This window comes from Streptomyces paromomycinus (genome assembly GCF_003865155.1).
Lineage (GTDB): Bacteria > Actinomycetota > Actinomycetes > Streptomycetales > Streptomycetaceae > Streptomyces > Streptomyces chrestomyceticus.
The window spans coordinates 845,996-872,513 of record NZ_BHZD01000001.1 but is presented as its reverse complement, the minus strand read 5'-3'; the positions used below and the strand labels follow the sequence as shown (position 1 = coordinate 872,513).

Here is a 26,518-nt window from a genome sequence, read left to right as displayed (position 1 = left end):
CGAGCGATCTTCGCGGCACCCTGGAGCCGTGCCCCTACCCCTCGGCAGCGGCACCTTCCCGCCCCAGCACCGGCGACTCCTGCGCCGGCGACTCCAGCACCGGTGACTCCAGCGCCGGTGACTCCTGCACTGGCGACTCCTGCGCCGACGACGGCTCCTGCACCGGTGACGGGTCCTGCGCCGACGACGGGACCCGCGGATCCAGCGCCGGCGGCGGATCCTGCAGCGGCGGCGGGCCCTCCAACGGCGGCTCCGGCCCTTCGCTGGGCGGGGTCCCCAGCTCCCAGTCCAGGCCGTACCGCTGGAACAGTTCCGCCCGAAGCCGCGCGGCCGGCATCGGGGCCCCTGGCAACAACACCGCTACCACCGACCCCATCAACAACGCCCGCAACAGCCGGTAGTCCGTGTCCGCGTCCTCGGAGCCGTACCGCTCCACCGTGTCACGCAGCAGAAACGCCAGCCGCTGCTGTTCGGGGCACTGGATGAAACCTTCCGCCGTCAGAATCCCGGCCATGTGCGTACGCATCAGCAGCGGACGCTCCTGCGCCAGCCCCAGAATCGCGTCGATCGCCCGCGCCAGCCGCTCACGGCCCGCGTCCTCGCCCGCCGGCAACGGCTCACGGTCGAGCGCCGCCTGCAACGAGTGGTGCATCAGCCGGTGCACGGCCGACTGCAGCAGCTGCCGTTTGCCCGGGAAGTAGTACGAGATCAGCCCGCGCGCCGACCCGGCACGGCAGGCGATGTCCCCGAGCGTCGTCGCCTCGTACCCGCGCTCGTCCACCAGCTCGACGGTCGCCTGCAACAAACGCTCCCGGGAACGCCGCCGCAACTCTTCATTGACCGAGGGGCTGCGGGGGGACATTCTGTTAACTCCTGCGTTGACTGGCTGAGAGCCAATATACTCAGCAGACCTCCGGATGTCCGCCCCGACGCGGCCAGGACACCGGATCGGCCGCCTGGGTCGGGCGACGCGGGGGATCGTCCGACCCAGGCGCGCGCGATGTCGTCCACGCCCCCTGTGACCTGGATTTTTGCAGGTCACAGGGGGCGTGGTGGGTTGGGGGCGGGGGTGCAAGTCCGATCAGCTTCGGCCTTCTCTGGCCGTACGGGCTCCGTGTCAGTCGGGAGTGGTTCGGGGTGGCTTCCTTGGAGGAGAACGGGGCCATCCGCTGAGCGGAAGCGGCTCGCAAGCGTGAGCGGCGGCATGCCTCTGGGATTGAGGCGATCGCCAACTGCTCCCTATGCAGTTGATTCTCCCCAGCCGCTCCCCAGCGGCCTCCGTACTTCTTGCGCGCAGTCGCTGCCAGGTTGAGGTGGATGAGCTGCACGGGTCCGTTTCCGAGTTCCAGCGTTTCGGTCGCAGGCCGCAGGATGGTCAGTCAGGCGTAAGCGGGCATGGTCAATGTCCTACGGCGGCGCCAGGCCAGGTGGCGGTGAACCTGATGTCGGCTCAGGTGCGGGCCCGCCCACTTCGCCCGGACGGAAGCGTTCCTCGATGCGCACTGGCTGCCGCGATGCGGATCAGTTCGAGGGTGGCGCCGGCAGAACAGCGTGTCGTAGTAGGAGATCTACGCACATGACGTAGGCGGCAGCCGCGGTCACCCAGGGGAAGAGAACGCTGTCCTTGATTCCGCAGCGGTCCGTCGCCTTGGTCATGGTCGCCTTCGTATCGGCGGCGAACTCGCCGACGTCATCGTCCGGCAGCAGTACGCATGGGGTCGGCGCCGGAGCAGTGTGTAGAGGGCGTTCGGGATGAACGATGCCGTCGGGTCTCGGGATGGAGTTGCGTAGGGCGAACAGTTGTTGGCGTCTTTTCGCTTCCAGGGGTGGTTTCCGGGGAAGCTGTGCTGGTCGGCGCCCCCGCACTGCGTTCCTGCTCGTAAGCATGGGAGCTCTCGCCCGCGTTCGGTTCGGCGTGGGGAGGACACCGCCTCGGACTCGTGAGTCCGGTATGCATCCGGGAGATGCCGTGCAGCGAACACTTCTCTTCCGACGGGCCGCCGCTCTGGCGGCCGCCACCCTGGCCGTCCTGACGGCCGCGAACTTTTCCCCGTTCAGCGCCGGCGCCGTCGCGCGAGCCCCTTCCGCGACGGGTACTGCATCCCAGGCCGTACGGGCCCCCGACCCACTGATGGTGGCCATGGCGACGCTGGACCGCAGCGCCCTGATCCCCGGCACGGCCTGGGGGATCGACCCCCAGCTCAAGCGGGTGGTGGTCTCGGCCGACCCCACGGTCAAGGGCGCTCGGCTGGCCAGGCTCACCACGCTTCTCAAGCCCATGGGCAAAGCGGTGGAGCTACGGAGAACCTCCGCCAAGCTCACCACGCTCATCGAGGGTGGTGATGCCATTCACGGCCGGGACCACTCCGCCATGTGCTCGCTCGGCTTCAACGTCAGGCGAGCCGGCGTGCCAGACGCCTTTCTCACGGCCGGACACTGCGGCAACCTGGTCAGGAGCTGGGCCATGAGCCGGCGCGGGCCGCAGTTCGCGCGCACCGTCCGCTCCAGCTTTCCCGGCAACGACTACGCCCTGGCACGGTACACCGCGGCGGTGCCGCACTGGAGCGCCGTGGACCTCCACAACGGCGGGTGGCTTCCTGTCACCGGCGTGCGCGACGCGGTCGTGGGCGACCGGGTCGCGCGCAGTGGAGCCACGACCGGGACGCACCTCGGCTCCGTCACCGCGCTGAACCAGACCGTGACCTATCAGGAGGGCCGCGTATACGGTCTGATCAGGACCAACGTGTGCGCCGAGCCCGGCGACAGCGGCGGGCCCTTGTTCACGTACGACCGGGGCGGCGCAGCTGCGGTGACCACCGGCCTCGGACTCCTGTCGGGCGGCAGCGGCGACTGTTCGCGAGGCGGCACCACGTACTACCAGCCGGTGACGGAGGCCCTTACCGCGTACGGGGCGGACATTCCCTGAGCCGGTTCCGGCCGACCGTGACAAGTGGCCTGCGTTCCCGTGGGGGGAGCGCAGGCCACTTCGCGTCGCCCGATGAGTCTGCGGCGGCAACGGGGCACTTCCTGGGCATGAAGGTGCACTTCGCGGCACTCAGGGGCCGGTTGGAGCCCTCGTCGTGACCGGGGCTGTCAGTCTGCACCGCACCGACGATGGCAGGGGAGCGGTGCGGGGCAGCAGCGTGTGCACGTCGGCGGCGGGCAGGGCCGCGGTGGTGACCAGGGCGGCCGAGCCGAGGGCGTTGGAGACCCATCGGCGGGGGCCGTGAGCCAGGGCAGACTGGAGGCAGGGGACACGGGCGGCGGGAGTACAACCGTGGACACGTAGCCCAGTACTGCAAACTTATCGGGCAAGCAAACCGCCGTCTTTCTCCTCGCCTTCATGACCACGCTCGTTCTCGTGTCCTTCGCCATCTCACCTTCCGGCCCCCGACACAGAACACGACCCGACACGCAGCATGAGTCGGGCCCGTCCCCTCGCGTGCTGCCCCGACGGCGCACGTTCCGCATGCCCTGCGCCCGCCGCGCACCAGTACGGCGCGGCACTCCGCAGCAGCACATCGTGCGGTTCGCCGAGATATGCACCGGCACCTCACTTCGTGCAGGCCGGACGGACTGGCCCTGCTGCGGCGCATCGGGCATCCGCCGGTCCCCGGCGACCGGTTCCCCGTACCGTGTGTCCGGAACGCTCGAAGTCTTCACGGCGGCCTCGGTGCTTTCGACGGTCAGCCGAACTCGCCGTTGCGTACGCCTTCTCGGCAAGCGGCCCGTTTCGGCCAGGCGAACCGCAGGTCGCCCGGGTCCGGGTTCCTGGAGTCCCGCAGTGCCACTCCGTGCTCTTCGGAGGTCCGCCGGTGCGTTCGAGGTCGTCGACGTCACCGCCCACGCGCCCCTGAACCCGTACCCGGTGGTTCTCGACCGTGGTCTACCGCACACCTGCCTCACTGATCGTGAGCGTCGGACATTCGCCGCGACGATGGCCCGGATGCGCCGCTCGGCGACCGGATGCCAGGGTCTTACGGGGTGCACGGCCGCACGGGCGCATCGGGGACTGTGCGATTCCGTCGCGGAGGTAGGAAAGGGCTCCGTGAACACCCGACAAAGGTGGTGCGGAAAGTGTCGGGCGGCCGGGACCGGTGTCGCCGCAGGATGGGGTCATGGATGACACGACCTTGGTATCCCGATTCCTGCGCGACGGCTTCGTGAAGCTGGAGGGTGCCGTCGCGCCGCGTGTGGCCGCGGACTGCGCGCGGCTGCTGTGGCGGGAGACGGGCTGCGACCCGGACGACCCGACGACGTGGACGCAGCCCGTGCACTGGGTGCCGGGTCTGGGACAAGGGCCGTTCGCCGCCGCACCCAACTCCCCGGCCCTGCACCACGCGTACGACCTGCTCGTCGGCGCGGGGCGCTGGGAGCCGCGCTATTCGCTGGGCACCTTCCCGCTGCGCTTCCCGCACGAGCAGGAGCCGGACGACGCGGGCTGGCACATCGAGGGGAGCTATCTGCCGGAGGGCGAGAGCTGGTACTTCACCAACCTGCGCTCCCGGGGCCGGGCGCTGCTGATGCTGTTCCTGTTCAGCGAGGTCGGTGACCAGGACGCCCCGACCCGCATCAGGGTCGGCTCACACCTCGACGTGCCGAAGGTACTGGAGGAGTACGGGGAGGACGGTGCCAGCGGGCTGGCCCTGGCACCCGGTCTGGTGGCGGCGTCCGACCACCGGCCGCTCACCCTGGCCACGGGGTCCCCGGGCGATGTCTTCCTGTGCCACCCGTTCCTGGTGCACGCGGCACAGCCGCACCACGGGAGGCGGCCGCGTTTCATGGCCCAGCCGCCGCTGATGCCGGCCGCGCCGTACGAACTGGAGCGGGCCGACGGCGCGTACTCACCCGTGGAGATCGCGATCCGCCGGGGCTTGGGGCGGGACAGGTGAGGTACAGGTGCGGCCGAGGCGCGTTCCTGGTCAGCAGCCGGTCGTACAACTCCTCACTCGTTGCCTCGAACGGCGCGGGGTCAGTGAGGCCCCGGCCGCGGCGTGCTCACGACTTCGCCGTGGACGTGCCGTCCGGCCTGCAGCGTCATGGCTGCGCGCATCTGCTCGATCGGGAGGACAGCGGCGATCGGTACCGTGATCGCACCGGCGAGGATCGCGTCGCCGATCCGCTCCATGACGTCCGGGCTCGCATCGAGACCGCCGGTCGCGCGTGCAGACGCTCGCTCCACTGCCGGCAGAGGGCAGCGGAGTGGTGCTCACCACCTCGGCCGTCGACGTACCGGGCCGGCCGATGCTCAGCGCGTCCGCGACCAGCAAGCGGCACTGCGCTCGACGACCCGCGGTCCGGCCCGTGCACTTCTCCCAGGATCACGGATCAGCCGATGCCTCAGCCGTCGGCCGAGGAGGCGCAGGTACTTGTCGCACAGATCACCATGCCACCGTACGGCTGATGCCCGCCCCGCCCTTCAGACCGACAGGCGCAGCAGCGCCTCGTGGTCCGGTGTTCCCGGCGGCGCCTGGTAGACGATCAGCCGCTGGCCTTCGCTGCGGGCCACGTCGTACGCCTCGTACGTCAACGTCAGCCGGCCCGCCTCCGGGTGGTGGTACACCTTGCGCCCGTTGGTGCGCGCCCGGACGTCGTAGCGCTGCCACAGGGAAGCGAACGCGGTGCTGCGGGCGGAGAGTTCGTCCACGACTTCGCGGATGTCCGGCGCACCCGGGTGCACCACCACGGCGGCGCGCAGATGGGCCACGACGCCGCGGGCCACGTCCTCCCAGTCGGCGTACAGCTCCCGGGCGCAGGGATGGACGAAGGCGTAGCGCGCGGTGTTGCGCTCCGGCTCGGGCCAGTCCTCGATGCCGGGAAAGAGGCGCAGCGCACCCCGGTTGGCGGCCAGCAGGTCACTGGACCGGCTCAGCACACAGGCCGGGTACGGGTGCGCGATCTCCAGCATCCGGCGGACCTCCTCCCGTACCGCCCGCGAGGCCTCGCCCGTCCGCGCGCCCGAGACCGGCGCAGGCGGCCGGCCGCGGCTCAGCTCCGCGAGGTGGCGGCGCTCGTCGTCGGTCAGCTTGAGCACCTGCCCGATCGCCTCCAGCACCGCGGGACTCGGCCGTCGCTGTTTGCCCTGCTCCAGGCGTCGGTAGTACTCGATGCTGACACCGGCCAGGATCGCGACCTCCTCACGCCGCAGCCCGGCCGTACGCCGGCGGCCCGCCGACGGCGGCAGACCGGCCTCCTGCGGTGCGACGCGGCCCCGTCGGCTGCGCAGGAAGTCACCCAGCTCCGTTTTGTTCCTCACCGGCACGTTGCTCACAGCCGCAGTATGCATTCACCGGGTCGGCGGATGAGGGCCCTGCCAGGGCCCCCTTCGACAGGGTCTCCCTGCGGGCGCGCCTCCGGAGCACGCTGAGCCCACCGCCGCGATCTGCGCGCGGCGGGCGGGGAAGGTGACAGGGGCGGCGCGGAGGCCCACGAAGGAAGGACGGTGGGCCCGGCTGTGTCCACTCAAGCCGAACCGACCCGCCGGGGACGTCGTCTCGTCCTGGCGGTCTGCTGCACGAGTGTCTTCCTCGGCAGCCTCAACAACACGGTGCTCAACGTGGCACTGCCGGCGATGCAGCGTGATCTGCGCAGCCCGCTCTCCGGACTGCAGTGGACCACCGACGCCTACCTGATCGTGCTGGCCGCGCTGCTGATGCTCGCCGGGTCCGCCGGGGACCGGCTCGGCCGCCGCCGCGTCTTCCGGACCGGTCTGGCCCTGTTCACCCTCGGCTCGCTCCTGTGCGGATTCGCCCCCGGCCTGGGCTGGCTCATCGCCTTCCGTACGGTCCAGGCGGCCGGGGCCTCGATGCTCAACCCGGTGGCCATGTCCATCCTCACCAACACCTTCACCGCACCCCGTGAACGCGCCCGGGCGATCGGTGTCTGGGGCGCTGTGATGGGTGTGGCGATGGCGGGGGGCCCGTTGGTGGGCGGGGCGCTCGTCCAGGGTCTGGGCTGGCGGTCGATCTTCTGGCTCAACCTGCCGGTCGGGGCGGCCGCGTTCGTCTGCGCCGCGCGCTTCGTACCGGAATCCCGTGCGCCCCGGCCGCGCCGGGTGGACCCGGTCGGACAGGCCCTGGTCGTCGTGCTGCTGGGCTGCCTGACGTACGCGATCATCGAGGGCCCAGGCGCCGGCTGGACCGCCCCGCGCACCCTCGCCTGCGCCCTGGCCGCACCGGCCGCGCTCCTCGCACTCGTCCTCTACGAGCGGCGGCGCACCGAACCACTGGTGGACCTGCGGGTCTTCCGCAGCGCCGCATTCAGCGGAGCCAGTGCCATGGCGGTCCTCTCGTTCTTCGTACTCGGCGGCTTCCTCTTCCTCAACACGCTGTACCTGCAGAACGTACGCGGCCTGTCGGCCCTGGCCGCGGGCCTGTACCTGCTGCCCATGGCGGTCATGAACATCGTCACCTCGCCACTCTCCGGACGGCTGACCGCGACCCGAGGCCCCCGACTGCCGCTGCTCCTGGCCGGCGCCGCCACCGCCACGGGCGGTGTCCTGCTCGCCACCGGCTGTGCTGTCACGACGGACGCGCTGCTCTTCACCACGTACGTCCTGATCGGCGTCGGCGCCGGACTGGCCAACACGCCGGTCACCGACGCGGCCATGTCCGGCATGCCGCGGGAACAGGCGGGCGTGGCCGCGGCGATCGTCGCCACCAGCCGCCAGTTCGGACAGGCGCTGGGGGTCGCGGTGCTCGGCGCGGTGCTCACCGCCGGCCTGCACCGCTCCGGTACGCCGTTCACCCGGGCGGTGCTCCCGGGGTACTGGATCGTCACCGCCTGCGGCCTGGCCATCGTCGTCCTCGCCCTGGCCACCACACGCCGTGTCGCGCCTGCCGCAGCACCGACCAGGCAACCTCGTCGGCCGGCGGCCGGCGCGCGCCTGGGCTAGCGCGCGTCCGGCTCGCCGGAGGCCTGTGCCGGGACCAGGGCCTCCAGCCCGCGGTTCAGGGCGAGTACCAGGTCGTCGTGGGCATGCGGTGTGTAGAGCAGACGCAGTGCCAGTCCGTCGGAGAGTGCGATCACCGCGTCGGCGATCGCCAGGCAGTCCGTGGCCGGGTCGGGGCCGTGACCGTACCCGGCGGAGGTGAGCCAGTGCGCGAGTGCCTCCCGGATTTCCCGGTCGACCCGGCGGCGCACTTCGGCGAGCGGCTCGTGGTGCGCGGCGCGGACGGCGAAGGCCAGTTGGGCCGCTGCCTCGGCCCGGCGTTCGGCGTCCACGGGCAAGGTGGCCAGTACCAGGGCCCGCAGGGCCGCGCGCGGCGGCAGCCCGGGGTCGACGGCGGCCATCCGTGCCTCGATGCGCTCGCCCGCCATCTCGGCGGCGAAGGCGAGCATCTCGTCCTTGGAACGGAAGTACTTCTGCACCGCTCCGGGAGAGCGGCCGCAGTACGTGGCCACCGTACGGACGCTCACCTCGTCCAGGCCGCGTTCGGACGCCAGGGACAGCAGGGCGGCGCCGATCTGCCGGCGCTGTTCGTCCCGGTCCACCGTCTTGGGCATGAGGCTCCGCTCCCATTTCTCGTTCCGGCTCCGCTGTCGCCGAGGCTTTTGCCGACCGCACCGGCGTCTTTAAGATACGGTCGTATTCTGAAGTTGTCGCCCGGGGCGTCCTCGGTGCCGGGCCGACCGTACGAAGGGGGACGGACACATGGACGACCGGCTCGATCCTGTCACGCGCACCTCGGACCAGGACCGGGAGAAGGCGCTCGCCCGGGAACGCGACCGCAAGGACCTGCGGGAGTGGCTGGCCGAATGGCGCTACTGGCTCGGCGGCGGGGTGATCATGTCGGCGGTCTGGGGTGTGCAGTGCCTGCGGAAGGACGAACTGGGCTTCTACTGGCCCGTGACGCCGTTGGGGGTCTGGGCCGCCGTGCTGGTCGCCATCGCCCTGTGGCCGCGGAGTGGGGGTGGGGGCGGGGAGGGGTGAGCGTGGGGAAGGGCGGGAGTGGGGAGTGGGGTGGTGAATTGCTTAGGGGAGGGGTGGGTTGGGGGCAGCGGGGCGGCTTTGGGGTGCGGCCGAAAAGTTGTTTCTGCGGCATTAACTTTTGCGCTTTCGGGGGGCGTCGAGGTTTGAGCGGGGCGTTGTGGGCTGCCATGGGGTGCTTCGTGGGCTGACGTTCCGAGGGGCGGTTCGGCGGTGCGGGCGGTGGGGCGCCTCCGCGTGTACCGGGGGTGCCCTTCCTGTCCGCCGCGACTGCCCTCCGCGTACGTCGGAACTGCCCTTCCTGCCCGCCGTAATTGCCCTTTGAGTACGGCGAATTGCCCTTCCCGTCGCGGGCCCGTCGGCGCCGCCGGGTGATTCCGTTTCCGCGCTGCTCCGCCGTGTTCCGTGGCGACCAAAATGGCGCGTGCCGGGTGCGTCGGCGCAATGACTGAAATCGCATGGGACGGACGGTCGGTTCGCGTCATGATCGTTCGATTCGTGCCGTGGGCAACCAGGTAACCGGTTTCACGTTCGTCACCCTGACCAGCGAAGGCTCCTCGCGGCGCGGTAACGGGTGGCGTCAAACGTGACGTGAGGCACGTGGTGTTCGAATGTTGAACTTCTGTATCGTCCTTCGCGTCGGGCAGGTTATGCCCCTCCGACCCGAAATCCGCTCATTCGAACATCACCTTGCCGCTCTCCCGGGGCGGCCCGCAGGGCGCACCGTTTCGCCGGTGTCCCGTACCGGCACCCCGAGCCCGCACGAGTCGCCACGGCATGCGGAATTCCGCGTGCCCACGGGTCGGCCGAGCCGGGGCGGCGGCGCGATGTCCACCTGCTCCGCCGCCCGGCGGGCACCGGAAGAAGATGGGAAGGGTAGTGCCCGGTACTCCGCACCACAGCCGGCCCCTGTCGTCGGCGCAGCGTGGCATCTGGTTCGCGCAGCAGCTCGACCCGGACAGCCCCAGCTATCACACCGCCGAGTACGTGGAGATCGAAGGCCCCCTCGATCTGTCGGCGTTCGAAACCGCGGTGCGGCGGGCGGTGACGGAGACCGACTCGCTCAACGTCCGCTTCACCGACGACGGCCGGGGGCCCTGCCAGACGATCGAGCGCGGGGGCACCTGGTCGTTCCGCGTGCTCGACGTCGGCGCGGAGCCGGACCCGGGGGCGGCGGCCGAGGCCTGGATGCGGGCGGAGACGGGCCGGCCGGGAGGCCTGGAGGCGGGCCGGACGGTCACTCTGGCGCTGCTGCGGGCCGGGGCCGGCCGTGCCTTCTTCTACCTGCGTGCCCATCACCTCGTCACCGACGGCTACATGTGCGCGCTGTTCACGCACCGGGTGGCGGAGATCTACACGGCCCTGGTCACCGGGGCTCCGCAGCGCGCGGACGGCAGCGGTTCGCTGGATCTGCTGCTGGCCGACGACGCCGAGTACCGGGAGTCGGAGCGCTTCGCGCGGGACCGGGCCCACTGGCTGGACCGGCTGGCGGGCCGTCCCGAGCCGGTGAACCTCGCGGGCCGGACGGCCCGGGTCTCGCGGAGCTTCCTGCGGTACGGCACCCGCGTACCGGACGCGACCGCCGACGGCTTGCGCGCGCTGGCGCGCCGGGCGGGCGTCGGCCTGCCGGTCCCCGTGATCGCGGCCGCGGCGCTCTACCTCGGCCGGATGACCGGCGCCGACGAGGTGGCCCTCGGCATTCCGGTGACCGCGCGCAGCGGCGGCGGCCGGCACATCCGCGGGCCGATGTCCAACGAACTGCCGTTGTGGGTGGAGGTCCGGCCCGGCATGAGCGGCCGGGATCTGTTACGCCAAGTCTCCGCCGAAGCCCGGAAGTTGCTCAGGCACCAGCGGTACCGGTACGAGGACATCGTCCGCGATGTGCGGACGGTCGGCGGCGAGCGCCGCCTCTTCGGCCCGACCGTCAACATCATGTCCTTCGCCACCGAACTGACCTTCGGCGAGGCCCGGGCGACCGCCCACAACCTGTCCGTCGGGCCCGTCACTGATCTCTCCTTCCGTCTCGACGACCGCCTGGGCGGCGGCGCGCTGCACCTCGACGCCGACACCAACCCCGCCCTGTACGACGCGGCGGAGACCGCCGCGCATCAGCGGCGCTTCCTGCGCGTACTGGAGAGCTTCGCCACGGCCGACCCGGCACGTCCCGTCGGCCGTATCGACTTCCTGCTGCCCGGCGAGCGCGCCGAGGTGCTGCCCGTACGGTCGGCGGCGGACGGTCCCGAGGCCGGCATCCCCGTGACCGGTACTCCCGAGGCCGGTACACCCGGACCGACGCTGCCGACGCTGTTCGAAGCGCAGGCAGCGCGCACCCCCGGGGCCGTCGCCGTCGTCACCGAAGACGGCGAGCTGACCTATGCCGAACTCAACCGCCGCGCCAACCGCCTGGCGCGCCTGCTGCTGAAGCGGGGAGCGGGCCCGGAGCGGCTGGTGGCCGTGGCGCTGTCGCGCTCCGCCGACCTCGTGGTGACGCTGCTCGCGGTGGTGAAGACGGGCGCCGCGTACCTGCCGGTCGACCCCGGCCACCCGGCGGAGCGGATCGCGCTCATGCTCCGTGACGCCGACCCGGTGTGCCTGGTCACCACGGGCGAACCGGCCGACGGGGCTCCGTACGGAGCGGACGTCGTACGGCTGGACGACGCCGCCACCGTACGCGCCCTCGCCGCCGGGCCCGGAGACGGCCTGACCGGCATCGGCCTGACCGACGCCGGCCTGACCGACGCCGGCCTGGCCGACACCGAGCGCGCCGGGCGGCTCGACCCCGCGCACCCGGCGTACGTCATCTACACCTCCGGGTCGACCGGCACCCCCAAGGGCGTGGCGGTCCCGCACCGCAACGTCGTGCGGCTGTTCCGGCAGACCGAGGCGTGGTTCGGCTTCGGCCCCGACGACGTGTGGACGCTGTTCCACTCCTACGCCTTCGACTTCTCCGTGTGGGAACTGTGGGGGGCGCTCCTGCACGGCGGCCGGCTGGTCGTCGTCCCGCAGGACGTCAGCCGTTCCCCCGAGCGCTTCCTCGACCTGCTCGTACGCCACCGGGTGACGGTGCTCAACCAGACGCCGTCCGCCTTCTACCCGTTGACACGGGCCGACCGCGACCACCCGGAGCTCTCGGCGCGGCTGGCGCTGCGCACGGTCGTCTTCGGGGGTGAGGCGCTGGACCCCGGCAGGCTGCGCGAGTGGTACGAGCGCCATCCGGCCGACGCGCCGCGCCTGGTGAACATGTACGGCATCACCGAGACCACCGTGCATGTCACCCACGCCCCGCTGGACGAGCGGGACGCCACCGCCGAACCGCCCCGCAGCGTGATCGGCGAGCCGATACCCGACCTGCGGGCCCATGTGCTCGACAACGCCCTGCGGCCGGTGCCGCCGGGCGTCACCGGCGAGCTGTACGTGGCGGGCCCCGGCCTCGCCCGCGGCTACCTCGGGCGGCCGGGCCTGAGCGCGCAGCGTTTCGTGGCCGACCCGTTCGGCCGCCCCGGGGAGCGGATGTACCGCACCGGGGACCGGGTGCGCAGGCACCCGGACGGCAGGCTCGACCACGCCGGACGGGCGGACGACCAGGTCAAGCTGCGCGGGTTCCGTATCGAGCCGGGAGAGGTCGAGGCCGTACTGGCCCGGCACGAGGCGGTGGCGCAGGCTGTGGTGCTGCTGCGCGAGGACCGGCCCGGCGACCGGCGGCTGGTGGCCTACGCGGTGCCCGCTGACGGCCCCCGCCCTGAGCCCGCCGCACTGCGCGAGTTCGCCGGACGGCACCTGCCGGGACACATGGTCCCGGCGGCCGTCGTCGTCCTGGGCCGACTGCCCCTGACGGCCAACGGCAAGCTGGACCGGGCCGCTCTGCCGGCCCCGGAATACACCCCGGGGGCGGCACACCGCCCGGCGCGCGACACGGCCGAGCGGGTGCTGTGCGACCTGTTCACCGAAGTCCTCGGCGTGCAGCAGGTGGGCGTCGACGACGGGTTCTTCGACCTCGGCGGGGATTCCCTGCTGGCGACCCGGCTGCTGAGCCGGATACGGACCGCCCTCGGTGCCGAACTGCCGATCCGCGTCCTGTTCGACACGCCGACCGTGGCGGGACTGGCCGCGGCGGTACGGGAGTCGGGCGGGGAAGCCCGGCCGGTGGTGCTGCGCACGGAACGGCCCGAGGCACTGCCGCTGTCGTTCGCCCAGCGGCGGCTGTGGTTCCTCAACCGGCTGGAGGGCCGCGAGGCCGGGGCCGACTACAACATCCCGTTCGTCCTGCGGCTGGAGGGCGCACTCGACCGGGCCGCGCTGGAAGCGGCGCTCACCGATGTCGTGGCGCGGCACGAGAGTCTGCGTACGGTCTTCCCCGAGGTCGACGGCGTGCCGCGGCAGGTGGTGCGGAGCCCCGGCGCCGCCGCCGTCACCCTGCCGGCGCGCGGCATCGACGCGGCCGGGCTGACGGAGGTCCTGGCGCGGAGCGCCGCCACCGGCTTCGACCTGACCAGCGAACTGCCCCTGCGCGCGGCGCTGTTCGCGCTCGCCCCGGACCGGCACGTGCTGTCGCTGGTGGTGCACCACATCGCGGGCGACGCCTGGTCCATGGTGCCCCTGGGCCGTGACCTGTCCACCGCCTACGCGGCCCGCCTGCGCGGCGAGGAGCCCTCCTGGGCCCCGCTGCCGGTGTCCTACGCGGACTACACGCTGTGGCAGCTGGACCTGCTGGGGGAGGAGCGCGACGAGGACAGCCTCATCGCGCGGCAGGTGGCGTACTGGGCCCGCACGCTGACCGGGCTCCCCGACGAACTCGCCTTGCCCGTCGACCGCCCTCGCCCCGGCGTGGCGAGCCACCGTGGCGGGACCGTGCCGCTGCGCCTGGACGCCACCCTGCACGCGCGGCTCGCGGCGCTGGCCGAGGCCCACGGGGTGACCCTGTTCATGGTCCTCCAGGCCGGGCTGGCCGCGCTGCTGACCCGGCACGGCGCGGGCACCGACATCCCGCTCGGCTCGCCCGTCGCGGGACGTACCGACGACGCCCTGGACGACCTGATCGGCTGCTTCGTCAACACCCTGGTCCTGCGCACCGACACCTCCGGCGATCCGAACTTCGGCGAACTGCTCGCCCGTGTACGGGAGACGGACCTGGCGGCCTACGCCCACCAGGACGTGCCCTTCGAACACCTCGTGGAGGTGCTCAACCCTGCCAGGTCGCTGAGCCGGCACCCGCTGTTCCAGGTGCTGCTGACGCTCACCGGCCGGACGGCGGCGCCGGACGCGCTGCCCGGGCTGCGCGCCGAGGCCGAGCGGGTGGAGTCGGGTACCGCCAAGTTCGACCTGACGTTCAACCTGACCGAGGCCGCGGATGCCGGGAGCGGTCCCGGTGGTGTCGAGGGGTACGTCGGCTACAGCGCAGACCTGTTCGAGCGGGGAACCGTCGAGGCGCTGGCGGCCCGTTTCGTACGGTTGCTGGAGGCAGCGGCGGCCGACCCGGACCTGCCGCTGGGCGCCCTGGAGATCCTCGGCGAGGCCGAGCGGCACCGACTGCTGACCGAGTGGAGCGGCAGCGGCAGCGGTACTGGCAGCCGCACCGGTAACGGAGCCGCCGCTGAGGACGTCCGGCCCACCGCGTCGCTGCCGGAGCTGTTCGAGCGGCAGGCCGCAGCCACCCCGCAGGCCCGTGCGATCGCCGCGCCCGACGCCGAGTTGTCGTACGCGCAGGCCGACGCCCGGGCCAACCGCCTGGCCCGCCTGCTGATCTCCCGGGGCATCGGTCCGGAGCGGGTGGTCGCCGTCGCGCTGCCCGGCTCCGCCGAACTGGTCGTCGCGCTGCTCGCGGTGCTCAAGACCGGCGCCGCCTACCTGCCGCTCGACCTGGCGCAGCCGGGTGCCCGTATCGCCGGGCTGCTCGCTGACGCCGCCCCCGCCCTGCTGCTGACGGACGGCGCCTCGGCGGCCGCGCTCTCCGACGACACCGGCACCGCCCGTCTGCTGCTGGACGACCCGGACACCGCGCGGGCGCTGGAGCGGCAGTCCGCGACCCGCCCCACCGACGCCGACCGGAGTGCTCCGATGCTGCCGGAACACCCCGCGTACGTGATCTACACCTCCGGCTCCACGGGCCGCCCCAAGGGCGTGGTGGTCACCCACCGCGGCCTCGCGCACTACGTGGCCCGCGCCCGGCGCGTGTACACGGGCTTGGACGGGACGGTCCTCGTCCCGACCTCCCTGGCCTACGATCTGGCCGTCACCGGCCTGTACGGGGCGCTGACCTCCGGCGGCTGCGCGGTCGTGGCCGGGCTGGACGACGACCCCTGGCTGACGGCGCTGCTGGCCCGTACCCCGGCGACGTTCATGAAGGCGACCCCGAGCCACCTGGGCCTGCTGGCCGCGCTGCCCGCCGAACTCGCGCCGGTGCGGCAGATCGTGCTCGGCGGCGAGGCGCTGCCGGCAGCCCCCCTCGAAGAGTGGCGGGCACGCCACCCCGAGGTGGCCGTCGTCAACCACTACGGACCGACGGAGGCGACCGTCGGGTGCCTGGACCTCCATCTGGCTCCCGGCGAGACGGCGGACGGCACCACCGTTCCCGTCGGCCGGCCGATGACCGGTATGCGGGCGTACGTTCTCGACGCCGGGCTGCGTCCGGTGCCGCCGGGCGTGGCGGGGGAGCTGTACGTCGCCGGGCCGCAGCTCGCGCGCGGCTATCTCGGCCGTCCCGGCCTGACGGCGGAGCGCTTCACGGCCTGCCCGTTCGGTGCGCCGGGGGAGAGGATGTACCGGACCGGCGACCTCGCCCGGTGGACCGCGGACGGGGTGCTGGTCTTCGCGGGCCGCGCCGACGAGCAGGTCAAGATCCGGGGCCACCGGGTCGAGCCGGGGGAGGTCGAGGCCGCGCTGGCCGGTCATCCCTCGGTGGCGCGGGCGGCGGTGGTGGTACGGGAGGACCGGCCCGGCGACCAGCGGCTCGCGGCGTACGTCGTACCGTCCGACGACGCCGGTGCGGAACCGGTGGACCCGGCGGAGCTGCGCGCGTACCTGGCGCGGCGGCTGCCCGAGCCCATGGTCCCGGCGCTGTTCACCACCCTGGGCGCGCTGCCGCTGACCCGTAACGGCAAGGTGGACCGGCAGGCCCTGCCCGCCCCCGCACTGGCGCCGGCGAGCACCGGGCGCCCGCCGCGCAGCCCGGAGGAGGACATCCTCTGCGGCCTGTTCGCCGAGGTGCTCGGCGTCCCCCGGGCCGGTGTCGACGACGGGTTCTTCGACCTCGGCGGCCACTCCCTGCTCGCCACCCGCCTCGTCAGCCGGGTGCGGACCGTGCTCGGCGCCGAACTGCCCGTACGGGCCGTGTTCGAGACGCCCACGGTGGCCGGGCTCGCGGCCCGGCTGAAGGACGGGTCCGGCCGCAGGCGCCCCCCGCTCCGTCCCTTCCCCCGGCGCCCGGAGACGGTGCCGCTGTCGTTCGCGCAGCGCCGGCTGTGGTTCCTGCACCAGCTCGAAGGGGCTCCCAACTACAACCTGCCCTTCGTCGTACGGCTGGAAGGCCCGCTCGACCGCGCCGCGCTCACCGCCGCGCTCGGCGACGTGGTGGCCCGGCACGAGAGCCTGCGCACGGTCTTCCCGGACAGCGGCGGCACACCGCGGCAGGCCGTGCTGGACGCCGGTCCTGCCGCCGCATCCGTCGAGCTGCCGGTACGGCACGTCGAAGACGAGGACGAACTCGCCGCGACCGTCGTCGCGGCGGCGGCCCACCGCTTCGAGCTGACCCGAGGGCTGCCGCTGCGCGCGGAGCTGTGCGCGCTCGGCCCGGACCTGCACGTCCTGATCGTGGTCGTCCACCACATCGCGGGCGACGGCTGGTCGAACGGTCCGCTGGCCAGGGACCTGTCCGAGGCGTACGCGGCCCGCCGGGCCGGGCAGGCGCCGCGCTGGGAGCCGCTGCCGGTCCAGTACGCGGACTACACCCTGTGGCAGCAGGAGTTGCTGGGCAGTGAGGACGACCCGGGCAGTCTGGCCGCCCGGCAGGTCGCCTACTGGTCCCGTACGCTCGACGGGCTGCCCGAGGAGCTGGACCTGCCCGCCGACCGGCTCCGCCCGGCGGTGCCCGGCTACACCGGCGGCGTGGTGACCGTCTCCGTCGACGCCGGTCTGCACGCCCGCCTGGAGGAGCTGGCCCGTACCTCGGGCGCGAGCCTGTTCATGGTGCTCCAGGCAGGCCTCGCCGCCCTGTTCACCCGCCTCGGCGCGGGCACCGACATTCCGCTCGGCAGCGCCATCGCCGGGCGCACCGACGACGCGCTCGACGACCTCGTCGGATTCTTCCTCAACACCCTCGTGCTGCGCCTGGACACCTCCGGCGACCCGGCCTTCGAGGAGCTGCTGGGCCGGGTGCGGGAGACCGCGCTGGCCGCCTACGCCCACCAGGACGTGCCCTTCGAGCACCTGGTGGAGGTGCTGAACCCGGCCCGCTCGGCCGCCCGGCACCCGCTGTTCCAGACCATGCTGACCCTGCACAACAACGCCCGGCCCCGGCTCGACCTGCCCGGACTGCGGGTGAGCCCGGACATGGCCGAGGTCGGCACCGCCAAGTTCGACCTGTCCTTCGGGCTGGTCGAGGAGCGCGGCCCGGCCGGCGAGCCCGCAGGCCTCGGCGGCATCCTGGAGTACAGCACCGACCTCTTCGACCACGCCACCGCCGAGGAACTGGTGGCCCGCTTCGTCCGGCTGCTCGGCGCCGCGGCCGACGGCCCCGGACGGCGCATCGGGGAACTGGACATCCTCTCCCCGGCGGAGCGGGCACGGATTCTGGGTGACTGGGCCGGCACCCCGCGGGACGCGCCCGCCCTCACCGTCCCCGAGCTGTTCGAACGGCAGGCGGCGCTGACCCCCGACGCGCCCGCCGTCGTCGCGGCCGGCACGACGCTGACGTTCGACGAACTACGGGCCCGGGCAGACGGGTTGGCCCGTGGGCTGGCGGAACGCGGTGTCGGCCCCGACACGCTGGTCGGGCTGTGCGTGTCCCGGTCGGCGTGGATGGTCCCGGCGATGCTCGGGATCTGGAAGGCCGGCGGGGCGTGCGTGCCCCTGGACCCGGACTACCCGGCCGAGCGGCTGGCGTTCATGGTCGCCGACTCCGGGGTGCGGGTGCTCGTCGCGGAGCCCGGCCTGGCCGGCGTGCTGGAGGGCCAGGCCGCGGACACCGTCCTCCTCGGTACGGGGGAACGGCCGGACGCGGACGGCGAGCCGTTCCCGGTGCCCGCCGTCCGGGCCGATCACGCCGCGTTCATCGTCTACACCTCCGGCTCGACCGGCGTGCCCAAGGGCGTGGCCGTACGGCACGGCGGCATCGCGAACCTGTTCGCCAACCACCGCGAGCGCGTCTTCGCCCCGGCGGCGCGGGCGGCGGGCGGCCGGCTGCGGGCGGCGCACACCGCGTCGCTCTCGTTCGACCTGTGCGTCGGGCAGCTCCTCGCCCTCCTCGCGGGCCACGAACTGCACCTCGTCGACGAGGACACCCGCCGCGACGCCGTCGCGCTGGGCGCGTACGTGCGGGACCACGGCATCGGCTACCTGTCCATCACCCCGACCCTCACCCAGGAACTGCTCGGCCTCGGCCTGCTCGGCGCGGAGGGGCACCAGCCCGCCGCGATCCTGCACGGCGCCGAGGCCACCGGCCCAGGGTTGTGGCAGCGGCTGCGGGACCTGTCCGCCACCGAGGTGCACAACTACTACGCGCCCAGCGAGTGCACGGTCGACGCGATCGGTGCCACCGTGTCCGGCAGCGAACGGCCCCGCATCGGGCGTCCGGTCGCCGGCATGGCGGCGTACGTGCTCGACGCCGGGCTGCGTCCAGTGCCGCCGGGGGTACGGGGCGAGCTGTACCTGGCGGGCGCGCAGCTCGCCCGGGGCTACCTGAACCGGCCGGTCCTGACCGCCGAACGGTTCGTGGCCAACCCTTTCAGCGGCGTGCCGGGCGCCCGGATGTACCGGACCGGGGACCTCGCGCGGTGGACCGCCGACGGCGAGCTGGAGTACGCCGGGCGGGCCGACGACCAGGTCAAGCTCCGCGGGTTCCGTATCGAACTCGGTGAGGTCGAGGCGGTGCTGGCGCGGCACCCGGACGTGGCCCACGCCGTGGCCGTCGTCCGCGAGGACCGGCCCGGCGACCGCAGGCTGGTCGCCTACACGGTCGCGGCGCGCGGCGCCGTGCCGGACCCGGCCGGGCTGCGCGCCCACACCGCCCGGACGCTGCCGGAGTTCATGGTCCCCTCCGCCGTGGTGCCGCTGGACGCCCTGCCGCTCACCCCGAGCGGCAAGGTGGCCCGCCGCTCCCTGCCCGTCCCGGGCCCCGCCGTACCCCAGGGCGGCCGGGCACCGCGCACGGCCCGCGAAGAGATCCTGTGCGGGCTGTTCGCCGAGGTGCTGGGCTGCAGACGGCCCGGTGTCGACGAAGGGTTCTTCGACCTCGGCGGGCACTCCCTGCTGGCGACCCGGCTGCTGTCGCGCGTCCGCGCCGTACTGGACGTGGAACTGTCCGTACGGGACGTGTTCGAGGCGCCCACGGTGGCCGCCCTCGCCGCGCGGCTCGACGCCGGAGGCGCGGCGCGGCCCGCTCTGCGCCTTGTCGAACGCCCCGGCACACTCCCGCTGTCGTTCGCGCAACGACGCCTGTGGTTCCTCAACCGGCTGGACGGCGCCGGCGCCGCGTACGCCATGCCGCTCGCGCTGCGCCTGCGGGGCGATCTCGACCGTGCCGCGCTCGCCGCCGCCCTCGCCGACGTCGTCACCCGGCACGAAGTCCTGCGCACGGTCTACCCCGAGACCGCCGGCACCCCCGAGCAGGTCGTGCTCGCCCCGGAGCGGGCCGCGCCCGCACTGCCGTGCCGCGCCGTGGACGAGACCGGCCTGGCGGCGGCGGTGGCCGCCGCGGCAGCGCACCCGTTCGACCTGGCCGCCGAACCCCCGCTGCACACGGAACTGCTCGCCCTCGGCCCCGACGACCACGTCCTGGTGCTCGTGCTGCACCACATCGCGGGCGACGGCTGGTCCAACCTGCCGCTCACCCGGGACGTCACCGCCGCCTACGCCGCCCGCCGAGCGGGCGAGGCCCCGCCCTGGACGCCGCTGCCGGTCCAGTACGCCGACTACACCCTCTGGCAGCACCGGCTCCTCGGCGACCCCACCGACCCGGACAGCCTGATCGCCCGGCAGACGGCGTACTGGACCGAGACGCTGGCAGGACTCCCCGAGGAACTGCCGCTCCCCACCGACCGGCCCCGCCCTGCCGTGGCCCGCCACCGGGGCGGCCGGGTGCCGTTCACCCTGGACGCCGCCGCGCACGCCGGGCTCGCCGCCCTCGCCGGCGCCTGCGACGCGAGCCTGTTCATGGTCGTCCAGGCCGCACTCGCCGCCCTGCTCAGCAGGCTCGGGGCGGGCGACGACATCCCCCTCGGCACACCGGTGGCCGGACGCACCGACGACGCGCTGGACGATGCGGTCGGCTGCTTCGTCAACACCCTCGTGCTGCGCACCGCGACCGGCGGCGACCCCGCCTTCACCGACCTGGTGGCGCGGGCCCGCGAAACCGCGCTGGCCGCCTACGACCACCAGGACGTGCCCTTCGAGCACCTGGTGGAGCACCTGGAACCGGTCAGGTCACTGGCCCGGCACCCGCTCTTCCAGGTGATGCTGGCGCTGCGGAACGCCGGTGAGGCGCCGCTGGGCCTGCCGGGGCTGGCGGTGAGCGCGGTGCCGGTGGAGACCACGGCGGTGAAGTTCGACCTGGCGTTCACGGTGAGCGAGCGGACCGGTCCGCAGGGCGAGGCAGGCGGGCTCACCGGCGAACTCGACTACGCGAGCGACCTGTTCGACGCGGAGACGGCGCACCGCATCGCCGCCCGCTTCGTGCGGGTGCTGGAGGCGGTGGCGGCCGACCCGGCACGGACGCTGGAAGACCTGCCGGTACTGGACGAGGCCGAGCGGGAGCTGGTGCTGGCGGGGTGGAACGCCACCGAGCGGCCGTTGCCACCGGTCACGCTGCCGGAGCTGTTCGCGGCGCAGGTGGCCCGTACACCTGACGCGGTGGCCGTGGCCGGCGAGGGCGGCACCCTGGCGTACGCGGAGCTGGACGCGTGGACGGACCGGCTGGCCCGGGCCCTCGTCCAGCAAGGCGCGGGGCCGGAGCAGGTGGTGGCCGTAGCCCTGCCGCGTTCCGTGGAGCTGGTGGTGGCGCTGTTGGCGGTGCTCAAGAGCGGCGCGGCCTATCTGCCCGTCGACCCTGAAAACCCTGCCGAGCGCACCCGGGCGATGCTGGACGAGGCGCATCCGGTGTGTGTTCTGGATGACGTGGACGGCGTGCGCAACCCCCGGCTTGAGACGGCGGGCACCGGGCGTACCGCGCCGTTCTCCCCGTCGCACCCGGCCTATGTGCTCTACACCTCGGGCTCCACCGGCACGCCCAAGGGCGTCGTCGTGCCGCACGCGGGCGTCGTCAACCGGCTGCTGTGGGCGCAGGCCGAGTACGGGCTGGACGCCTCCGACGCCGTGCTGCAGAAGACCCCGTACGGATTCGACGTGTCCGTCTGGGAGTTCTTCTGGCCGCTGATCACCGGCGCCCGGCTGGTCGTCGCCCGGCCGGACGGCCACCGGGACCCGGCGTACCTGGCCGCGCTGATCCGCGAAGAAGGCGTGACGACCGTGCACTTCGTGCCGTCGATGCTGCGGGCCTTCCTGGACGAGCCCGCCGCCGCGCAGTGCACGAGCCTGCGGCGGGTGCTGTGCAGCGGTGAGGCGCTGTCCGCACAACTGGCCGCACACGGCCGGGACATCTTGGGCGGCTCGAAGCTGCACAACCTTTACGGTCCGACCGAGGCGTCCGTCGACGTCACCTCCTGGGCCTGCGCGGACCGGCCGGGCCCGGTGCCGATCGGCCGTCCGGTCCACAACACCCGGGCGTACGTGCTGGACGCCGCCCTGCGGCCGGTCCCGCCGGGCGTGACCGGGGAGCTGTACCTGGCCGGGGTGCAGCTCGCCCGGGGCTATCTCGCGCGACCGGGCTTGACGGCGGAACGGTTCGTCGCCTGCCCGTTCGCGCCGGGCACGGGGGTCCCCCCGGCCGAAGGCGGGGGCAGGATGTACCGTACCGGCGACCTCGCGCGGTGGGCCGCGGACGGAGTGCTGGAGTTCGCCGGGCGCGCCGACGACCAGGTCAAACTGCGCGGCTTCCGGATCGAACTCGGCGAGATCGAGACCGCCCTGTCCCGGCACGGCGACGTCGCTCAGGCCGCCGTCGTCCTCCGCGAGGACCGGCCCGGCGACCAGCGGCTGGTGGCGTACGTGGCACCCGCGCCGGGAACCGGTCCGGAGCCGGACGGGCTGCGCGAGTCCGTCGCCCGCACGCTGCCCGCCTACATGGTGCCGGCCGAGATCGTCGTCCTCGAAGCGCTGCCGCTGACGCCGAACGGAAAGCTGGACCGCCGCGCCCTGCCCGCCCCGGACACCACCGCCCAGGCCCCCGGACGCGCTCCGCGCACCCTCCACGAAGAGATCCTGTGCGGCATCTTCGCCGACGTGCTGGGCCGTCCCCTGCCCGGCATCGACGACGGGTTCTTCGATCTGGGCGGACACTCGCTGCTCGCCACCCGGCTCGTCTCCCGCGTCCGGGCCGCTCTCGGCGCGGAACTGTCCGTACGGGACGTGTTCGAGGCGCCCACGGTGGCCGGCCTGGCCGCCCGCATCGGCACCGGGGGCAGCCGACGGCCCGCCCTCCGGCCCGCCACGCACCGCCCGGACGCCGTACCGCTGTCCTTCGCGCAGCGCCGGCTGTGGTTCCTGCACCGGCTGGAGGGCCCCAGCCCGACCTACAACATGCCCTTCGCACTGCGGCTGTCCGGCCCGCTGGACACCGCAGCCCTGCGCGCCGCCCTGGACGACGTGGTCGCCCGGCACGAGACCCTGCGCACCGTCTTCCCCGAGATCAAGGGCGCTCCCGGCCAGGTCGTACTCGGCCCGGACGAGGCCGCCGTGGAGCTGCGCACCCACCGCACCGACGAGGCCGGACTCACCGGGGCGCTGGCCGAAGCGGCCGGGTACCGCTTCGACCTGACCGCCGAACCGCCCCTGCGGGCCGACCTGTTCGCCGTCGGCACCGACGATCACGTCCTGCTCCTGGTCCTCCACCACATCGCCGGGGACGGCTGGTCGAACGTCCCGTTCGCCCGGGACCTGTCGACCGCCTACACGGCCCGGTGCGCGGGCCACGCCCCGGCGTGGGCGCCGCTGCCCGTCCAGTACGCCGACTACGCGCTGTGGCAGCACGGCCTGCTCGGCAGTGAGAACGACCCCGACAGCCTGATCTCCGCCCAGGTCGCCCACTGGACCGAGGCGCTGGCGGGCCTGCCCGAGGAGCTGGCGCTCCCCGCCGACCGCCCCCGCCCGGCGGTCGCCGCCCACCGAGGCGGACGGGTGGTCTTCGCGCTGGACGCGGAGCTGCACACCCGGCTCGCCGGGCTGGCCCGCGAGCACGGCGCGACCCTGTTCATGGTCGTGCAGGCCGGTCTCGCCGCCCTGCTGACCCGGCTCGGCGCGGGCACCGACATCCCCCTCGGCTCCGCCGTCGCCGGCCGGACGGACGCGGCCCTGGACGACCTCGTCGGCTTCTTCGTCAACACCCTCGTGCTGCGCCTGGACACCTCCGGCGACCCTGATTTCAGCACCCTGCTGGACCGGGCCCGCGAGACCGACCTGGCCGCCTATGCCCACCAGGACGTGCCCTTCGACCACCTCGTGGAACTGCTCAACCCGGCCCGCTCGGCGGCCCGGCACCCGCTCTTCCAGGTGATGCTGACGCTCCAGAACAACGCCACGCCCGAGTTCGCCATGTCCGGCTTGCGGGTGACGCCCGACGTCGCCGAGCTGGCCGCGGCCAAGTTCGACCTGCTGTTCAGCCTCACCGACCACTACACCGAGGACGGCGCCCCCGACCGGGTCGACGGCGTGCTGGAGTACAGCGCCGACCTCTTCGACCACGGCACCGCCGAAGCCCTCACGGCACGCTTCGTCCGGCTGCTGCGCGCCGTGGCGGCGGCACCGGACCGGCCGATCGGCACCGTCGACCTCACCGACGCCGCCGAGCGTGAGCGACTGCTGGAGACGTGGAACGGCGCCGCCCTCAGCACGCCGCCGGTGACGCTGCCCGAGGCGTTCGAGGCGCAGACGCGGCGCACGCCGGTCGCGGTGGCCGTCACCGACGGCGCCACGCACCTCACCTACGCCGCACTGAACGCGCGGGCCAATCAACTGGCGCGGCTGCTCATCGGGCGCGGCATCGGCCCGGAGCAGCTCGTCGCGGTCGCCCTGCCGCGCTCGGCCGGGCTGGTGGTGGCGCTGCTGGCCGTCCTCAAGACCGGCGCCGCCTACCTGCCTCTCGACCCGGCACACCCGGCCGAACGGCTGCGCTTCCTGCTCGGCGACGCCCGGGCCGCGTACGGGATCACCGGCTCGGCTTTGGCCGGGGACCTGCCGGAGACGGACACCCGCTGGCTCACGCCCGACAGCGACGAGGCACGGCGGGAGGCCGGGGCACAGCCGGAACACGACGTGACGGACGCCGAGCGCACCGCGCCGCTGCGCCCGGAGCACCCCGCGTACGTCATCCACACCTCCGGCTCCACCGGCACACCGAAGGGCGTGCTCGTCGAACACCGCGCGCTCGCCGCCTACCTGGCGTTCGCCCGCGAGGCGTACCCCGGCACCGCGGGCACCGCCCTGCTGCACTCGCCCGTCTCCTTCGACCTCACCGTCACCGCGCTGTACGCGCCGCTCACGGCGGGCGGCCGGGTACTGATCGCGGAACTCGCCGCCGACGCGCCGGCCCCGGGCCCGTACACCTTCCTCAAGGTGACACCCAGCCACCTCGCGCTGCTCGGCGCCACCCCGCCCGGCCCCGGGACGGCGGTCGCGGACCTCGTCGCGGGCGGCGAACAGCTCACCGGTGAACAGCTCGCGCCCTGGCGGCGGGCCCAGTCGCAGGCCGCCGTGGTCAACGAGTACGGGCCGACCGAGGCGACCGTGGGCTGCGTCGCCCTGCGGATGCCGCCGGGCGCCACGGCCGGGGACGGCCCGCTGCCGATCGGGCGGCCGGTGCCCGGCACCCGGGCGTACGTGCTGGACGAGCGGCTGCGGCCGGTACCGCCCGGCGTGCCGGGCGAGCTGTACCTGGCGGGCGCGCAGCTCGCGCGCGGGTACCTGAACCGGCCCGCGCTGACCGCGGAGCGGTTCACGGCCGACCCGTTCGGCGCGCCGGGCGGGAGGATGTACCGCACCGGCGACCTGGCCCGGTGGTCCGCCGCGGGCGAACTGCACTTCGCCGGCCGCGCCGACGAGCAGGTCAAGGTGCGGGGCCACCGCATCGAGCCGGGCGAGATCGAGACGGCGCTGCTGCGCCACCCGGCCGTCGCCCGGGCCGCCGTCGTCGCACGGGAGGACCGGACGTCCGGCACCCAGCTGGTGGCCTACGTCGTCCCGTCGGACGGCGGGCGCGGCGGCGACGCTGCGGCACGGGCCCAGCTCGACGAGTGGCAGCAGGTCTACGACTCCCTGTACGGGGACGCCGGGCACCAGGACGCGGAACCCGCTCCGTTCGGCGCCGACTTCAGGGGCTGGACCAGCAGTTACGACGGGCGGCTCCTGCCCGTCGAGCAGATGCGCCGGTGGCGGGACGCCACGGTCGCCCGGATCCGCGAGCTGCGCCCGCGCCGGGTGCTGGAGATCGGCGTGGGCAGCGGACTGCTGCTCTCCCGGCTCGCCCCGGACTGCGAGACCTACTGGGGCACCGACATCGCCGCCGGCGCCGTCGACCGGCTGCGGACCCAGGTGGCCGGACGGCCGGACCTGGCCGGACGGGTGGAGCTGCGGGTACAGGCCGCCGCCGACGCGGACGGCCTGCCGGCCGGCTCCTTCGACACCGTCGTGATCAACTCGGTCGCCCAGTACTTCCCGGACGCCGGCTACCTCACCGACGTGCTCGACACGGCGCTGGGCCTGCTCGCACCCGGAGGCGCTGTCTTCCTCGGCGACGTGCGCGACCTGCGGCTGCTGCGGTGCCTGCACACGGCGGTGCAACTGCGCCGCGCCACGCCGTCCGCCGACCCCGCCGCCGTACGCCGTGCCGTGGAGCAGGCCGTCCTGCTGGAGAAGGAACTCCTGCTAGACCCCGCGTTCTTCACCGCGCTGGCGGCGGAGAACCCGGACATCGCGGGTGTCGACCTGCGGGTCAAGCGCGGCGCGTACGTCAACGAGCTGAACCGCTACCGGTACGACGTCGTCCTCCACAAGCGGTCCGCCGCCGATCCGACGGAACTGACGGCCGCGCCGGAACTGCGCTGGGGCCACGACGTGACCGGCCCCGACGATGTCGCCCGGCGCCTCGCCGCCGAGCGCCTGCCCGCGCTGCGGGTGACCGGCGTGCCCGACGAACGGCTGGCGGGTGAGGCCGGTGCCACGCGCGGACTGGACGAGGGACGGCCGCCGGCCGACGTCCTCGCCCTCCTCGGCCCCGCCGAGCAGCCGACAGCGCCGGACCTCGGCCCGGACACCTTCCACGAGCTGGGT

At 73.6% G+C, this 26,518-nt stretch carries 8 protein-coding genes and 1 pseudogene (1 of these 9 only partly in view); 5 read left to right on the top strand and 4 right to left on the bottom strand.

Translation table 11 applies throughout. The features are described 5' to 3' along the window. Positions 1-220: 220 nt before the first annotated feature. A pseudogene (locus tag OEIGOIKO_RS03295) lies at positions 221-862 on the bottom strand (TetR/AcrR family transcriptional regulator); the annotation flags it as partial. Between the two features lie 1,107 nt (positions 863-1,969). On the opposite strand from OEIGOIKO_RS03295, the gene OEIGOIKO_RS03290 reads away from it, so the two are divergent. Both OEIGOIKO_RS03290 and OEIGOIKO_RS03285 read left to right on the top strand, forming a co-directional pair. After that, complete coding sequence (locus OEIGOIKO_RS03290) at positions 1,970-2,926, top strand: S1 family peptidase (RefSeq protein ID WP_246177176.1); 957 nt, start codon at positions 1,970-1,972, stop codon at positions 2,924-2,926. A gap of 1,192 nt (positions 2,927-4,118) precedes the next feature. Then, positions 4,119-4,892 carry a phytanoyl-CoA dioxygenase family protein gene (locus OEIGOIKO_RS03285; protein ID WP_125051672.1) on the top strand — a complete coding sequence of 258 codons (774 nt, stop codon included), beginning with the start codon at positions 4,119-4,121 and terminating at the stop codon, positions 4,890-4,892. A gap of 80 nt (positions 4,893-4,972) precedes the next feature. Here OEIGOIKO_RS03285 and OEIGOIKO_RS41380 read toward each other — a convergent pair whose 3' ends face one another. Both OEIGOIKO_RS41380 and OEIGOIKO_RS03280 read right to left on the bottom strand, forming a co-directional pair. Then, positions 4,973-5,128 carry a hypothetical protein gene (locus tag OEIGOIKO_RS41380; protein ID WP_170251537.1) on the bottom strand — a complete coding sequence of 52 codons (156 nt, stop codon included), beginning with the start codon at positions 5,126-5,128 and terminating at the stop codon, positions 4,973-4,975. A 291-nt stretch (positions 5,129-5,419) separates the two neighbouring features. Next, the gene (locus OEIGOIKO_RS03280) at positions 5,420-6,256 is read right to left on the bottom strand and encodes a helix-turn-helix transcriptional regulator (RefSeq protein ID WP_125051670.1); all 837 of its coding nucleotides are present in this window, start codon (positions 6,254-6,256) and stop codon (positions 5,420-5,422) included. 198 nt (positions 6,257-6,454) lie between these two features. Here OEIGOIKO_RS03280 and OEIGOIKO_RS03275 point away from each other — a divergent pair, with 198 nt between their 5' ends. After that, entirely contained in the window at positions 6,455-7,894 is a 1,440-nt protein-coding gene (locus tag OEIGOIKO_RS03275) for an MFS transporter (protein ID WP_125051668.1), read from the top strand. Here OEIGOIKO_RS03275 and OEIGOIKO_RS03270 read toward each other — a convergent pair. Next, positions 7,891-8,505 carry a TetR/AcrR family transcriptional regulator gene (locus OEIGOIKO_RS03270; protein WP_125051666.1) on the bottom strand — a complete coding sequence of 205 codons (615 nt, stop codon included), beginning with the start codon at positions 8,503-8,505 and terminating at the stop codon, positions 7,891-7,893. The two genes, OEIGOIKO_RS03275 and OEIGOIKO_RS03270, sit on opposite strands and share 4 nt — an antisense overlap. A 148-nt stretch (positions 8,506-8,653) precedes the next feature. Here OEIGOIKO_RS03270 and OEIGOIKO_RS03265 point away from each other — a divergent pair, with 148 nt between their 5' ends. Beyond that, complete coding sequence (locus tag OEIGOIKO_RS03265; protein WP_246177175.1) at positions 8,654-8,932, top strand: hypothetical protein; 279 nt, start codon at positions 8,654-8,656, stop codon at positions 8,930-8,932. 864 nt (positions 8,933-9,796) lie between these two features. After that, on the top strand, positions 9,797-26,518 hold the 5' portion of the coding sequence (locus OEIGOIKO_RS03260) for a non-ribosomal peptide synthase/polyketide synthase (protein WP_170251535.1). 6,408 nt of this gene lie beyond the right edge of the window; only the first 16,722 of its 23,130 coding nucleotides appear in the window; the start codon lies at positions 9,797-9,799; its stop codon lies off the right edge, out of view.

What these genes read in the sequence shown, in the direction of transcription:
- OEIGOIKO_RS03285 (WP_125051672.1), top strand. Translation starts at nt 4,119, where the DNA reads ATGGATGACACGACCTTGGTATCCCGATTCCTGCGCGACGGCTTCGTG.
- OEIGOIKO_RS41380 (WP_170251537.1), bottom strand. Translation starts at nt 5,128, where the DNA reads ATGGAGCGGATCGGCGACGCGATCCTCGCCGGTGCGATCACGGTACCG.
- OEIGOIKO_RS03270 (WP_125051666.1), bottom strand. Translation starts at nt 8,505, where the DNA reads ATGCCCAAGACGGTGGACCGGGACGAACAGCGCCGGCAGATCGGCGCC.
- OEIGOIKO_RS03265 (WP_246177175.1), top strand. Translation starts at nt 8,654, where the DNA reads ATGGACGACCGGCTCGATCCTGTCACGCGCACCTCGGACCAGGACCGG.